General features: G+C 46.5%; 13 protein-coding genes, 1 rRNA gene and 1 riboswitch. Of the genes, 6 read left to right on the plus strand and 8 right to left on the minus strand.

Annotated features, from left to right (window positions below; all coding sequences use genetic code 11):
- Window positions 1-171: 171 nt before the first annotated feature.
- Window positions 172-1,714: ribosomal RNA gene (locus VP472_RS14500) — 16S ribosomal RNA — on the minus strand.
- Between the two features lie 430 nt (window positions 1,715-2,144).
- Window positions 2,145-2,245, plus strand: a riboswitch (TPP riboswitch).
- Window positions 2,246-2,345: 100 nt separating this feature from the next.
- On the opposite strand from VP472_RS14500, the gene thiT reads away from it, so the two are divergent.
- The gene (thiT, locus tag VP472_RS14505; protein WP_102422045.1) at window positions 2,346-2,927 is read left to right on the plus strand and encodes an energy-coupled thiamine transporter ThiT; all 582 of its coding nucleotides are present in this window, start codon (window positions 2,346-2,348) and stop codon (window positions 2,925-2,927) included.
- A gap of 30 nt (window positions 2,928-2,957) precedes the next feature.
- Here the strand turns inward: thiT and VP472_RS14510 are convergent, their stop codons facing one another.
- A complete protein-coding gene (locus tag VP472_RS14510) occupies window positions 2,958-4,487 on the minus strand; it encodes a flotillin lipid rafts scaffold protein FloT (protein ID WP_024085720.1) in 1,530 nt (509 codons plus the stop codon).
- Window positions 4,488-4,506: 19 nt separating this feature from the next.
- Window positions 4,507-5,037, minus strand: a complete 531-nt coding sequence (locus VP472_RS14515; RefSeq protein WP_146277401.1) for an NfeD family protein — start codon at window positions 5,035-5,037, stop codon at window positions 4,507-4,509.
- Between the two features lie 145 nt (window positions 5,038-5,182).
- Between VP472_RS14515 and VP472_RS14520 the strand changes: the two genes are divergently transcribed.
- Window positions 5,183-5,671 (plus strand): DinB family protein, encoded by a 489-nt coding sequence (locus tag VP472_RS14520; protein WP_102422043.1) that lies wholly within the window; start codon window positions 5,183-5,185, stop codon window positions 5,669-5,671.
- Window position 5,672: 1 nt separating this feature from the next.
- On the opposite strand, the gene VP472_RS14525 is transcribed toward VP472_RS14520, so the two are convergent.
- The 3 genes from VP472_RS14525 to betB form a co-directional block, all read right to left on the minus strand.
- Window positions 5,673-6,254, minus strand: a complete 582-nt coding sequence (locus VP472_RS14525; protein ID WP_102422042.1) for an MOSC domain-containing protein — start codon at window positions 6,252-6,254, stop codon at window positions 5,673-5,675.
- A gap of 71 nt (window positions 6,255-6,325) precedes the next feature.
- Entirely contained in the window at window positions 6,326-7,534 is a 1,209-nt protein-coding gene (gbsB, locus tag VP472_RS14530) for a choline dehydrogenase (protein WP_003152181.1), read from the minus strand.
- A gap of 16 nt (window positions 7,535-7,550) precedes the next feature.
- Complete coding sequence (betB, locus tag VP472_RS14535; protein ID WP_003152180.1) at window positions 7,551-9,023, minus strand: betaine-aldehyde dehydrogenase; 1,473 nt, start codon at window positions 9,021-9,023, stop codon at window positions 7,551-7,553.
- Between the two features lie 200 nt (window positions 9,024-9,223).
- Between betB and cudC the strand changes: the two genes are divergently transcribed.
- The 3 genes from cudC to VP472_RS14550 all read left to right on the plus strand — a co-directional run bounded on the left by cudC (window position 9,224) and on the right by VP472_RS14550 (window position 11,310).
- Window positions 9,224-9,778, plus strand: a complete 555-nt coding sequence (cudC, locus tag VP472_RS14540) for a transcriptional regulator GbsR (RefSeq protein ID WP_146277402.1) — start codon at window positions 9,224-9,226, stop codon at window positions 9,776-9,778.
- Between the two features lie 160 nt (window positions 9,779-9,938).
- Entirely contained in the window at window positions 9,939-10,478 is a 540-nt protein-coding gene (gene bslA, locus VP472_RS14545) for a biofilm surface layer hydrophobin BslA (protein ID WP_070082729.1), read from the plus strand.
- Between the two features lie 163 nt (window positions 10,479-10,641).
- The gene (locus tag VP472_RS14550; protein ID WP_058906302.1) at window positions 10,642-11,310 is read left to right on the plus strand and encodes a potassium uptake protein KtrA; all 669 of its coding nucleotides are present in this window, start codon (window positions 10,642-10,644) and stop codon (window positions 11,308-11,310) included.
- A 33-nt stretch (window positions 11,311-11,343) separates the two neighbouring features.
- On the opposite strand, the gene VP472_RS14555 is transcribed toward VP472_RS14550, so the two are convergent.
- Both VP472_RS14555 and hmpA read right to left on the minus strand, forming a co-directional pair.
- Window positions 11,344-12,189 (minus strand): glucosaminidase domain-containing protein, encoded by an 846-nt coding sequence (locus tag VP472_RS14555; protein ID WP_077722742.1) that lies wholly within the window; start codon window positions 12,187-12,189, stop codon window positions 11,344-11,346.
- A 141-nt stretch (window positions 12,190-12,330) separates the two neighbouring features.
- Entirely contained in the window at window positions 12,331-13,506 is a 1,176-nt protein-coding gene (gene hmpA / locus VP472_RS14560; RefSeq protein ID WP_102422047.1) for an NO-inducible flavohemoprotein, read from the minus strand.
- A 217-nt stretch (window positions 13,507-13,723) separates the two neighbouring features.
- Between hmpA and VP472_RS14565 the strand changes: the two genes are divergently transcribed.
- Window positions 13,724-14,365, plus strand: coding sequence for a cupin domain-containing protein (locus tag VP472_RS14565; RefSeq protein WP_071392221.1), 642 nt, complete (start codon window positions 13,724-13,726; stop codon window positions 14,363-14,365).
- Window positions 14,366-14,377 lie beyond the last annotated feature (12 nt).

Raw genomic sequence — 14,377 nt, forward strand, 5'->3', positions numbered from 1 at the left:
CTAGTTTTCAAAGAACAACGCATAGGACATGCTAACACATGCGTTGCCACAGGAAGTGGCGCATTTAGCAGGTGTTCCTATGTTTTGAAGGAATGATCCTTCAAAACTAAACAAGACAGGGAACGTTCTGTTTATAAGACCCAAGGTCTTATATTCCGTTAAAATCCTTAGAAAGGAGGTGATCCAGCCGCACCTTCCGATACGGCTACCTTGTTACGACTTCACCCCAATCATCTGTCCCACCTTCGGCGGCTGGCTCCATAAAGGTTACCTCACCGACTTCGGGTGTTACAAACTCTCGTGGTGTGACGGGCGGTGTGTACAAGGCCGGGAACGTATTCACCGCGGCATGCTGATCCGCGATTACTAGCGATTCCAGCTTCACGCAGTCGAGTTGCAGACTGCGATCCGAACTGAGAACAGATTTGTGGGATTGGCTTAACCTCGCGGTTTCGCTGCCCTTTGTTCTGTCCATTGTAGCACGTGTGTAGCCCAGGTCATAAGGGCATGATGATTTGACGTCATCCCCACCTTCCTCCGGTTTGTCACCGGCAGTCACCTTAGAGTGCCCAACTGAATGCTGGCAACTAAGATCAAGGGTTGCGCTCGTTGCGGGACTTAACCCAACATCTCACGACACGAGCTGACGACAACCATGCACCACCTGTCACTCTGCCCCCGAAGGGGACGTCCTATCTCTAGGATTGTCAGAGGATGTCAAGACCTGGTAAGGTTCTTCGCGTTGCTTCGAATTAAACCACATGCTCCACCGCTTGTGCGGGCCCCGTCAATTCCTTTGAGTTTCAGTCTTGCGACCGTACTCCCAGGCGGAGTGCTTAATGCGTTAGCTGCAGCACTAAGGGGCGGAAACCCCCTAACACTTAGCACTCATCGTTTACGGCGTGGACTACCAGGGTATCTAATCCTGTTCGCTCCCCACGCTTTCGCTCCTCAGCGTCAGTTACAGACCAGAGAGTCGCCTTCGCCACTGGTGTTCCTCCACATCTCTACGCATTTCACCGCTACACGTGGAATTCCACTCCTCTTCTGCACTCAAGTTCCCCAGTTTCCAATGACCCTCCCCGGTTGAGCCGGGGGCTTTCACATCAGACTTAAGAAACCGCCTGCGAGCCCTTTACGCCCAATAATTCCGGACAACGCTTGCCACCTACGTATTACCGCGGCTGCTGGCACGTAGTTAGCCGTGGCTTTCTGGTTAGGTACCGTCAAGGTGCCGCCCTATTTGAACGGCACTTGTTCTTCCCTAACAACAGAGCTTTACGATCCGAAAACCTTCATCACTCACGCGGCGTTGCTCCGTCAGACTTTCGTCCATTGCGGAAGATTCCTACTGCTGCCTCCCGTAGGAGTCTGGGCCGTGTCTCAGTCCCAGTGTGGCCGATCACCCTCTCAGGTCGGCTACGCATCGTTGCCTTGGTGAGCCGTTACCTCACCAACTAGCTAATGCGCCGCGGGTCCATCTGTAAGTGGTAGCCGAAGCCACCTTTTATGTCTGAACCATGCGGTTCAAACAACGATCCGGTATTAGCCCCGGTTTCCCGGAGTTATCCCAGTCTTACAGGCAGGTTACCCACGTGTTACTCACCCGTCCGCCGCTAACATCAGGGAGCAAGCTCCCATCTGTCCGCTCGACTTGCATGTATTAGGCACGCCGCCAGCGTTCGTCCTGAGCCAGGATCAAACTCTCCGATAAATGGATCACAGACTAAGTTCACTGCATCCTGCAGTAACGTCTGTGTGATCTGCATCGTGCAGACCTTAGTTTGACTGACTACGCACATCGCTGTGCGATTTATTTAAAACTTTGAATTAACAGGTACGTTTTGTCTTGTTTAGTTTTCAAAGATCATTACCGCTTGTCGAAGCAGCTTTATTATCTTACCACTCATCTTCTTTTATGTCAACAACTTTTTTTAAGTTGTTTCCGAAGCTTTTTGTTGTTGTCTGCTGTCCATCAGCGACGTTTAATAATATAACACCCTTTTGAAAATATGACAATAGTTTTTTAAAAAAATCATTAATTATTTTCTTTCATACCTTATTTCAGTTTCTCTTCTATAGAAAGATAAGCTGTCTTGTGGTTTGGCCTATTTTCTTGTATAGTAAGATTGAACTAAATACTTGATGACCACAAGGGGAGCATTAAAGCTGAGAGTGAACGTTTTGTTCTGACCCTTTGAACCTGTTAGTTAACGCTGGCGTAGGGATGTGGCAAAGCCAAATGATTTGCAGTTTATGTAAGCAGCGCGCGGACCTTTTCCCATCCTTCCCCGCGCTGCTTTTTTGTTTATCCTTGATACGGTTGTCTGACCAGGGGGAAAACTATGAATCATTCAACACAGCTTGTGCGCTTAATTGAAATAGCGATTATGACCGGGGCGGCTGTCATTCTGGACATTGTCTCAGGTATGTTTCTCCGGATGCCCCAAGGCGGTTCGGTCTCTATTATGATGATTCCGATTTTTTTGATTTCATTCCGCTGGGGAATGAAGGCCGGGCTTACGACAGGCTTTTTAACAGGGATCGTCCAGATCGCCATCGGCAATTTGTTTTTGCAGCACCCGGTGCAGCTATTTCTCGATTACATCGCGGCATTTGCAGTTCTCGGTTTCAGCGGCTTGTTTGCTTCCGGTGTACGAGCATCGGCATTGAATAAAAAAAGAGGCGCTTTAACGATGTATGTTATAGGCGGTGTTTTCATCGGCAGTGTACTGCGGTATGCGGCGCATGTGGTCTCCGGAGCTGTCTTTTTCGGAAGCTATGCTCCGAAGGGTACGCCGGTCTGGATTTATTCATCCGTCTATAACGCGACTTACATGATTCCTTCTTTTATCCTTTCAGCCATTGTCCTTATCTTATTATTCATGACTGCGCCGCGGCTTCTTGAAGCTAAGCGGACGAACTGAAACAGCAGGCGGTTTACGCCTGCTGTTTTTTTATTCCGGGCTGTGCCGTTCGTTAGAATCACTCAGTTCTTTTGTAAGTTCATTTATGCTTTGTTTTATGTTTCCTTTGCCTGAAAAATTCTCAATCAGCTCTTTTACATTGATTCCGGAAGATGCTTTTAAGCTTTCCTGGAGACCGGCCATTAAATTGGTTGCGTAGCCTGTGACTTTATTGGCTCCGCCGTTTTCACCGCTTCCTCCCGTATCCACGACGGTAATTTTATCAATGTTTGAAAGAGGCGCTGAGACTTGTTTTGCGTATTCAGGCAGCATTTTCACAATCATATCAAGGATTGCAGCCTGCCCGTATTTTTCGAATGCGTCGGCGATTTTTTCTTTAGCTTCCGCTTCTGCGAGACCTTTCAGGCGGATGACTTCCGCTTCGGTTTCTCCTCTCGCCTTTTCAGCCTCCGCTTTAGCAAGACCGTCAATTCTCACGCGTTCCGCTTCCGCCTTGGCCATCGCTTCGATGCTGTACTGCTCGGCATCCGCTTCGGCGAGCTGCTTCGCTTTTGCGGCCGCGGCCGCTTGTTCCACCGAGTAACGGTCAGCATCGGCTTTTTTCTTCACTTCAGAGTCATATTGGCGCTCACGGCGCAGAATTTCTTTTTCCTCCAATTCAATCTGCTTTTGCCGCTCAATAATTTTAATTTGCATTTCCTGCTCTGTCACCTGCTGGCGTGCTTTTGCGGTTTCAAGATCATATGCCTGGTCGGCATTGGCTTTTGCTGTATCCTGCTCTCTTCTGTATTCCGCCATTTTCAGCTGATTGATTTTTTCCGCTTCAGCTATTTCCGTCGCCCGCTCCAGCTCTGATTTTTTTGCGTCTTTATCAGCGGCCGCGCGTTTAATCCTCGTCTCTTTATCCGCTTCTGCCGTGGCAATGTCCGCATCCCGCTTGACTTGGGCGATTCTCGGCTTACCTAATGATTCAAGATAGCCGTTTTTATCCCGGACGTCTTTAATCGTAAAAGAAACGATCATCAGCCCCATTTTAGCAAGATCCTGAGACGCGACCCGCTGGACTTCCTGAGAAAACTTTTCCCTGTTTTTATAAATCTCTTCAACGGTCATGGAGCCGAGGATGGAGCGCAGATGGCCTTCCAGCACCTCCCGCGCCTCCTGCTCACGGTCGTCCTTGGATTTCCCCAAAAATTGTTCAGCCGCTGTGGCGATTTCACCGATGGAGCCTCCGATTTTAATAATGGCGGTTCCGTCGGCCATTACCGGCACGCCTTGCTCTGTATAGACTTCAGGTGTAGAGACATCAAGTTTGCTTGACAGTAAACTGAGAGGTTCTGCCTGCTGGAATACGGGGAGCACGAACGTTCCCCCGCCCCGGACGATTTTCAGACGATTTCCGCCTTCATCAATGTGGACGTTCTTATTTCCCAAATAACTTCCGGTCACGATAAGGGCTTCATCCGGCCCCGCTGTCCGGTACTTCGTAATAAATACAGCAATAAGTGCGATAAGTAAAAAGAATACGATTCCGATAACAATGATAATCGGCATAGTCATAACAGTTCCCCCTTAGATATCAGATTGGTTCATGCGGCGTCACAAAAAGCACTCCGTCTTTCACGTCAATCACTAATACGGCCGTTCCGTACTTGATCTGTTCTTGATCAAAGCTGACGGCTGATTTAGAAATGGCGCCCCCTATTCCCTCTATGATCACTTCCCCATAGCCGTCTTTCGGGACGGAAGTAATGACCCTGCCGACTCTGCCCTTTAAATCTGTCTCCCGATATGCGAGCGATTCTTCCGCTGATGAAAGCGGGACAAGGACGAAGAAGTGAAGCAGGATGACCAAAAGAACCGAAAGAACAAATGAAAGTAACGCAATGACAGGACTTGATAGCGGAGCGGCGATTTCGCCGATATAACCTGAGGCTGAAAAGATTGTTAAAAAAGACAGAATCAATGCAGGGTTTAAAAATGAAACAGGAATGGCTTCCGAGAGGCCGTGAAACACATCTTGAAAAAACAGAATCAAAAGCGTGAGACTTCCCGAAATAATCAATGTGTAAAGATAGACCGTTTCAAGCGACAGATGAAATATGTCCACATTCTATCCTCCTTTCGGCTTGGTGTCGGAGTGTTACTTTATATACGGATGTAAAGGTAAATGGTTTCAATTTTCTGATAAGTAAGGCTGATTACATGATTATCCAATCCGGATATGATATGTTTACTCTAAAGGAGGAGATAGGATGAGCATTTTTAATGAAGCCAGACAGCAGACCTGGGAAGTACTGAAAGGACTCTCTGATGAGGAATTCAACCGAAAGCCCGCGGCTGATGAGTGGAGCGTGCGGGAAGTCCTTGACCATTTAAAGAAAATTGACGAAACAGCGCAGGCCCTTTTATCAAAGCAGGCAAAAGACGCACCGTTTAAAAAAATCGAAGACAAACCGATGGAGTTTATAGAGGACAGATCAAATAAACGGCCGGCGCCGTCACACCTCGAACCTGAGCAAAACCGAATCTCAGTCATTGAAGCAAAACAAGAATTAGATACGGCAAGACAGCAGCTGACCGCAGTTATTTCATCATTAAACGAGGAAGATTTTGAACGTGTGCTTCCGCATCCCGTTTTTCAAGAACTGACGATCCGCCAGTGGATTGATTTTATCGGCCATCATGAAAAGCGTCACATCGATCAAATAGAAGAAATCAAGAAAAAAATCGAGAAGGTCTGAGTCAGACCTTCTCGATTTTTTTCTTGACGCGTTTCGGTTCATAAGAATGGATGGTGACCGCATCGCCCGTGCATATATCACCCGGGCGTTCAACAATACAGACAATTCCTCTTCTGCCCATCGCGTGCCTCACAAACGCCGCGGCGAGTTTTGGCTGACCCGGATAAAAGGATTGAATGACTTCTCCCGGCTGAATGCACGGATCATTTTCTCCCTCGCACAACAGAGACGCGCCGCTTGGAAATATCAATCTGCTTCCTTCTTTAAGCGGCGTCAGCGCAGAAAAACCGCTGATTGCAATGTTAGCGCCGAGCCATTCGGGAAAGATATGAGAAATCCCCATCTTCTCCGCAATGTCATCACATTCCTCCATGGACACGATTGAAATTTGTCTCCGGTTAAAAATTTCCGTTCCTCTTTCATACATCGGCTCACGCGCGCCGGCCTTTTTTGTCAGTCCGAAATGCAGGTCACCGGGAAACCCGCCGTATTCCGCGCGAAGCTTGTCCATCTTTTTGGTAACAAATTGTTCGGTATCCGCTATATATACGCCTTCCGTCTTTGCTGTTATGCGTTTCCACATCAGCCACCACCGCCTTTTTCTTGACATTATCCTTAAAAAACCCCGCTCTGTAAAGGAGCGGGGTTCATTTATTATACCGTTTTCGGCGTTAAGTCAAAGCAGCGTTTGTAAATCCAGTTGTATGCTTTCTCATTCAAATCTCTTGGATTTCCGAATGTTTGCGGATCTTTCATGGCTTCTTTTGATAAACGTTCAATCATGTCCGGAGACACACCTTGTTCTTCTAAACTCGGCACCTCTAAATCTTTTACAAGATCATACATCCAGTTGACGGACGCTTTGGCCGCTTCTTCGGTTGTCATGTTGCTTGTATCGATTCCGAATGCTTTGGCGATGCGGGCGAATTTTTCCGGATAGCCTTTCCAGTTGTATTCCATTACCGGTCCCATCATAGCTGCGACGCATTGTCCGTGAGCGACAGGGATGATGCCGCCGAGCGTCTGGCTCATCGCATGCGCCGCGCCTGCTGATTCACTGCCGTATGAAAGGCCGGCAAGCATCGCCGCCTGCGCCATGCCGTATCTTGCTTCCAAATCCTCTCCGTCCGCAAACGCGCGCTTAATATAATGCGCCGCATATTCAATGGCCATTAAAGCGACGGCATCAGTGATCGGCTGCGCGAATTTCATCGTATAGCACTCGATGGCGTGCGCAAGTGCATCAATACCTGTCATGGCCGTCACATGCGGAGGCATGGACGTGTGCAGCTCAGGGTCAATGACCGTTAAATGCGCGGCGATAAGCGGTCCGCCCGTATTGAATTTAAATTCTCTTTCCTCATCTGTAATGACCGCCCATTGTGTGACCTCTGAACCTGTTCCCGCAGTCGTGGGGATCGTTGTCAGCGGAGGAATACGGTTTTCCAGCGGCTTTTTCCCTTCCGCGGCTTCATAATCAAGCACGCTTCCTTCGTGTGTCGCTTCTACCCCGATCGCTTTCGCCGTATCCATGGAGCTTCCGCCGCCGACAGCCACAAGACCGTTGCAGTTTTCTTTTTTATACAGTTCTGATCCTTCGTTCACAAGACGTACAGGCGGGTTCGGCTCCACTTTGTTAAACAGGACGACTTCGATGCCCGCTTCCTGCAAAGATTCAATGACCGGGTTTGCCACTCCCGCGTTATAAATTCCCGGGTCTGTTACGAGCAGCGCTTTTGTGACGCCAAGCGCTCTGACTTCACTTCCCGCGTGCTGAATCGCGCCGATTCCGTGTTTAATGACTGTCGGGATTTCGAATGTATGGAATTTATGCATGCTTTCTACTTTCATATTTAATGTCATATTTATCTCCTCCTAATTATGCTTGAAACCAGTTCACAGCCGCAGGTTTCGTGTTGCGGTAAATATGTTTGATTTCCGTGTATTCTTCCAGGCCGATTTTACCGAGCTCACGGCCGAAGCCCGATTGTTTGTACCCGCCCCATGGCGCTTGCGCGAAATACGGGTGGAAATCATTGATCCATACCGTTCCCATCCGCAGTTTGGCGGCTACGCGTTCGCATTTTTCAATATCCTTTGACCATACCGCTCCGGCCAGCCCGTAAATGGTATCGTTGGCAAGTCTGATCACTTCTTCTTCAGAAGAAAATGACTCGACTGTTAAAACGGGGCCGAAGATCTCCTCTTGGACTATCCGCATATCAGACTTGCAGTTTGAGAAAATAGTAGGTTCATAGAAAAAACCGTTTTGAAGGGCGGGATCATCAGGACGTTTGCCGCCTGTTTCCAGTTTTGCCCCTTCTTCGATACCGATTTCTACGTATTTTTCGACTTTGGCCCGATGCTCGGCGGAAATCAGCGGACCGCTTTCCGTATCTTCATGAAAACCGTTTCCTAATTTGATGCGTTTCGTGCGCTTGATCAGCTCGGCTAAAAATTCATCATGAATGGCTTCGTCCACCAAAAGACGTGACCCTGCTGAACAAACTTGACCGGCATGGAAGAACACGGCGTTCAGCGCTTGATCTGCAGCTGTTTCGAGATCTGCATCTTGAAATACGATATTCGGATTTTTGCCGCCAAGCTCCAGGGCAATCTTTTTCACGTTGCCGCTTGCCGCCTGCATGATTTTTTTGCCTGTTTCAATTCCGCCCGTAAAAGAGACCAAATCGACGTCGAGGTTTCTCGCCAGCTCGTCGCCGACAGAGGCGCCCGGCCCCAGCACGAGATTGGCGGCCCCTTTCGGAATACCGGCTTCTTCTATTAATTGAAAGACTTTAATGGTTGTCAGCGGAGTAATCTCGCTCGGCTTTAAAACGATCGTGTTTCCGGCCGCAAGAGCGGGAGCGATTTTCCAGCTCGCCTGAAGGAGCGGATAGTTCCACGGCGTAATTTGTCCGCATACGCCAATCGGCTCTCTGACGATTTTACTTACTGAATCGGGAATCGGAGATGAAATGACTTCGCCTCCGTCTTTATCCGCCAAACCGGCATAATATTGAAATACATTTGCGATATCATCCATATCGGCTTTACTTTCTTCAATCGTTTTTCCTGTGTCAAGCGATTCCAGCTCAGCTAATTCGTTCAGATCGCGTCTGATTAATTCCGCAATTTTCAGAACAAATTGTCCGCGCTCGAGCCCGGAAAGCACCGGCCACTCCCCTTCATCAAATGCTTTTCTGGCTGCGGCGATGGCTTTCACCGCATCATCCCGGTCTCCTTCGCATACCGTTGCAATTTCTTCTTGATTAAATGGATTAATGATACGGCGGGTCTGTTTTTTTTCTGCACTGATCCATTCGCCGCCGATATAAAGCGTTTTGCTCATAAGAGTCCTCCTTACCGAGAAGTAAGTTTGTTAAATAAAAATTTAATGTTTTTAACAATGTTAATTTAACACATGTTTTTTTGCCTGTCAAAACCCGGTCAGTCCGTTTAGATTTTGACATTTTGTCATGATTCGTTAAGATTAAGAACATAAAGAAATGACTTAACAAATTTAAACTTCAAGAGGAAAAGAGGGACAGTATGGATGAGAATCCAGAATTCGCAGCTATAGAACAAGCCAGGGAGCTTGTCATTGATTCCATTGCAGAGACGATGGATCTTTACGGAATCACACGGAGTGTCGGGATTTTATACGGAACAATGTATATGAGGGATGAAATGACGCTTGACGAAATGCGTGAGGAACTGCAGATGAGCAAACCGAGTATGAGCACGGGCGTTAAAAAGCTGCAGGATTTAAATGTGGTCAAAAAAACCTTTCACCGCGGCACACGGAAGCATACATTTGTAGCGGAAAAGGATTTCTTTACGTTTTTCACGAATTTCTTTCCGCCGAAATGGGACCGTGAAGTTCAGGTGAATTTGTCAGCCATCGTACAGGCTCAGGCGGATTTGCAGTCCGTTTTGCTGGCCGAGGAAGGCAGCGCGGAATTACAGGAAGAAGCGCGGCAGTTATATGATCAGCTTGAAAGCTCGAAAGCTTATTATCATTGGCTGAAGCGGCTCGCCGACTCGGTTCAGAGCGGGGAGATTTTTAAATTTATTCCGATAGAAACGGACGAAAAAAACGCCTGATTTTGATTCAGGCGTTTTTTTGTCGTGATTTGATTATTTTTGAGAAAATATAGGAACATAACCCCATTTACTTCCATTAAAATTGATGGTAAATTTTTATAGGTATGGTCGTTCTTTTTTAAGAACAATCAGCAAATTTTTTTTAGGGGGATTTATGAAAATGAAACAGAAATTTTTCTCAACTGTCATGGCAAGTTTATTCGGCCTGGTTTTGCTTCTTTCTCTGCCGACAGCGTCATTCGCCGCTGAGTCAGGCTCAACCGTTCACGAGCCGGAAATGTCCGCGAAAGCGACTGCTACCTTATTTGCAAAATATACAGGTGCCAGCCAGCAGGAATGGTCATTTTCTGATATCGAATTGACGTACCGTCCGAACACGATCCTGAGCTTAGGCGTTATGGAATTTACCCTTCCTAGCGGATTTGCGGCTACAACAAAAGATACAGTCAACGGACACGCTTTGCGTGAAAGACAGATTCTGAATAACGGCAAAACAGTCAGACTTCCGTTAAACATTGATTTGCTCGGCGCAGCGGAATTTAAGCTTTCTCTTAATAATAAAACATTGCCTGCTGCAGGTACATATAAGTTCCGTGCAGAAAATAAATCATTAAGCATCGGCTCTAAATTCTATGCTGAGGACACAATTGTTGTTCAAAAACGCAGCACACCGCCGACACAGCCTTGCAACTGCAAATAATTGCGAAAAACGGACCGGCACAAGCTCATCGCTTGTCAGCCGGTCTTTTTTTGTGCTGTTTTCTTTCTTCCGGCCCTCGCATTGACAAACCCCTGAAACAGGAGTACATTCTTGTTTGTTGTATTTGGAGTGACGAAAACAGTTTCTTAAGGAGTTATGAGGATTGGGAAAAATCAAAAATAAACAATTTGCCGTCATCGGACTCGGCCGTTTCGGCGGAAGCATCTGTAAAGAGCTTTTTAAAATGGGGCATGAGGTGCTTGCGATCGATATCAGCGAAGAGCGGGTCAACGCATACTCCTCTTATGCCACGCATGCCGTGCGGGCAAATTCAACGGAAGAAAGCGAGCTTCAGTCGCTCGGCATCAGAAATTTTGAATATGTCATCGTAGCAATCGGCGCCAACATTCAGGCAAGCACGCTGACGACGCTGTTATTGAAGGAGCTGAACATCCCTAATATTTGGGTGAAAGCGCAAAACTATTATCATCACAAAGTGCTTGAAAAGATCGGTGCTGACCGTATTATCCATCCCGAAAAGGATATGGGCGTGCGGATTGCGCAAAGCCTTTCAGATGAAAACGTCTTAAATTACATCGATTTGTCAGATGAATACAGCATTGTGGAGCTTTCAGCCACGAAAAAGCTGCATTTAAAATCCATTCTTGATCTCGGCGTCCGGGCCAGATTCGGCTGCACCATTCTCGCCGTGAAACATAATGGAGACATTCAGCTGTCCCCTTCTCCGGAGACTGTCATTCATGAATGTGACTGCCTTGTGCTGATGGGGCATAAACGTGATATTAAAAGGTTTGAAACTGAAGGAATGTAAAAAAGCCGGCAAGCTGCCGGCTTTTTTTGATGCTTATGTTTCTTCACTTAACTGGACGGCGGTTTGGTCAACCCAGCCGATCAGCTCATCTTTCACTTGAATTTGGTACCAGACGGATTCTCCGTTTTGTTTTTCAGATACGACTTTAATATGCTCGCCGGTAAACTTTTGCGCCGATGCCAGTTTAATAGAATGCCGCTCTTTCGACGGCTTGGACCACACGTCTTCAATGGCGTGGTCTTTGATGGCGCCTTTCTTATCAACTGCTTTAAGAGAGGCATTGATTTTGTCATATTCATTCAGGTTATAGGTTTCTATGACATCTTTAATTTTTTCAGCATAGCCGGGGTCTGTGGCGTAGCCGGATTTTTGAAGGGCAGCCGCCGCTGTTTTATAATTGTCCGCTTCAATGACGGGCTTGTACTTCTTTTTATTCCAAGACGTTCCGTTGACAAATAATTTGGCATGGTCATCCATTGATTCAAAAAACGTGCTGTATTTACGGAATTTTGCCCGAATCGTTTTTCGTTTTCCTTTTTCAAATTCATCCGTTTTCATCGTGACGTGTTTTCCTTTATAATCACCTTTTACACCGAACAGGTTGCGCGCTTTCCCCGCAAGCTCACTGTTCCCCCAGTCCGATTCGAGAATGGCCTGTGCGAGGGTGATGCTCGGAAGGACATGATATTTCTCATATAAAATCTGAGCATGCCCGGAAAGGCTGTCAATAAAGACCTGCTGCTCGTCCACCTCTTCAGGCGGTTTTTCTTCCGTCACTATGAATTTCGAAAATACCATTGATACCAGAAATAATCCGAATATAAGAGATACAGCAAAAAGGCACCCAAGCACCCTTTTGGTCTTTGCTTTCTTTTTCATATCAACCTTCCTTTAATTCCGGAATCACTAGATTTATAATTTTACTGGTCATTGATGAAAATTTCAATAAAATAGGGAAAAAGACGGAGAAAGAACACATTGTGCAAATAAAAAAGACCCCTCTTTGAGGAGTCTTTTTTGTTATGCCATGCTCAGCTGAGGGCCGAACAATTCATATTGAACAGAATCAGAGTCAAACCCGAGTGCAAGAATCATATCTTTCATTTGCGTCATAAACTGCGCTGACCCGCACAAGTAACATTCAGCATCTTGATTCAGATGAAGCTGCTCCAAGAAGGTTTGATCAATCCGGCCGCTGTAAAAAGGCTTGTCTCCTGAGCGGTCTTGTTCTGCCGGTTCACTGTATACATAAATGACGTTAATATTCGGATGATTCTCCGCAGCTTGTTCAGCCTCTTTGCGGAACGCGGCGTACTCTCCGTTTTTCGCGGCATGAATAAAAGTAACGGAACGCTCCGGCTGTTTTTTGGCGGCTGTTTTCAGCATGCTCATCATCGGCGTGATTCCGGAACCGGCACTGATAAGAACAACCGGTTTTTCGGAAGCAGACAGCTTGAAATCTCCGGCGGGTGCGCTGACTTCAAGTTTATCTCCCTCTTGAACTTCATTGTGGAGATGAGAAGAAACCGCTCCGTCCTTTTTCACAGAAATCCGATATTCCCCTTTTCGGGCAACATCAGACAGGCTGTACTGGCGAATGTGCGTATAAGGAGAATCCGCAATCCTTACTTTAATGCTGATATATTGTCCCGCTTCAAATCCAGGAAGCGAAGAGCCGTCACTCGGTTTGATATAAAATGATGTGATATCTTTGCTTTCTTTTGTTTTCTGTATAACCGTAAATTCTTTATACCCCTGCCATCCGGCTTCATTGTACATGTCTTTTTCAATGCCGATGAAAGCCTCCGCAATAACACCGTAAGCTTTTTCCCATGCCTGCATAATCTCAGGAGTTGCGGCATCCTGCAGCACATCCTTAATTGCCAGAAGCAGATACTTTCCGACAATCGGATAATGTTCCGGTTTTACACCGATGCTTGTGTGCTTATGGCCGATCTGTCTGACCGCCGGAATGATTTGTTCTAATTGATCAATATTCGCCGCAGCCGCAATAACTGCATTTGCCAATGCTGCGCGCTGAGTCTGTTTCTTTTGGTTCGTTTGGTTAAACATATTTAACAGTTCGGGATGATCTTGAAACATCAGGTTATAAAAGCGTCCGGTGATGTTTTCTCCATGTGTTTTCAATACAGGTACTGTGCTTTTGATGATGTCTATTGTTCTCTCATCCAGCATGTTCATCCTCAACCCTTCTAAAGATGTATTTTCAATATATCTTTATAGTAAGAGATATTTCGAATAAAAGATATATCTAAAATGAATCTTTAAAAAAGCCGTCACAATATTGTGTTGGATTTGGAATTTATGGATTTCACCTCCTTTTTTATCACCCGGTGAAACAGGGACACATATATTTGGGAATATACGTTTAAAGATGAAAGCGGGGGATTGCATGGTTTCCGATATCGATTACACGTCTCCGAATACACAGTTCACTTATGATGTGAATGAGAGCCGTTTTTTTACGAAAGATGCTCGGAACTTTATCAATGTATTGGGGATTAAACAGTTAAACACGCTTGAAAATATTTCATTATTAGATATCTTTCTGAGTAAAACAAATGTGATTGAACCGCATACCCATCAAAACGCCGCTGAATTGGTGTACTGTATTTCGGGTTCCGCGGTGGTGTCGATGCTGAATCCGTTCACCCAGAAAATACGTAATTACCCGATTACCCCCGGGCAAGTGGCGAATATTCCGCAGGGGTGGTGGCATTATGAAGTCGCCACTTCAGACAAAACCCATCTTTTGGCCATATTTGACGCCCCTTCGCCTGAAGTGATATACGGCTCGGATATTCTCCGTCTGACGCCGCCTGAGATCATGGCGCATACGTACTGTCTGAATGAGCATGAGTGGGAAAAAGCCGTTTCACCGATCCGGCAATCAACTGTGATAGGCCCCGATAAATACTGCGGACAGTCTGAAAACACGGGTATTCATGATATGAATAAGCCTTATCAGCCAAATACGCATTATCCCAATGATCCGTATCGGCATTATGTTCAGCCGTTCTATCGGGGGTATTAAATGGGAAACGGA

Source organism: Bacillus sp. MT(2024), assembly GCF_036362845.1.
GTDB lineage: Bacteria > Bacillota > Bacilli > Bacillales > Bacillaceae > Bacillus > Bacillus velezensis.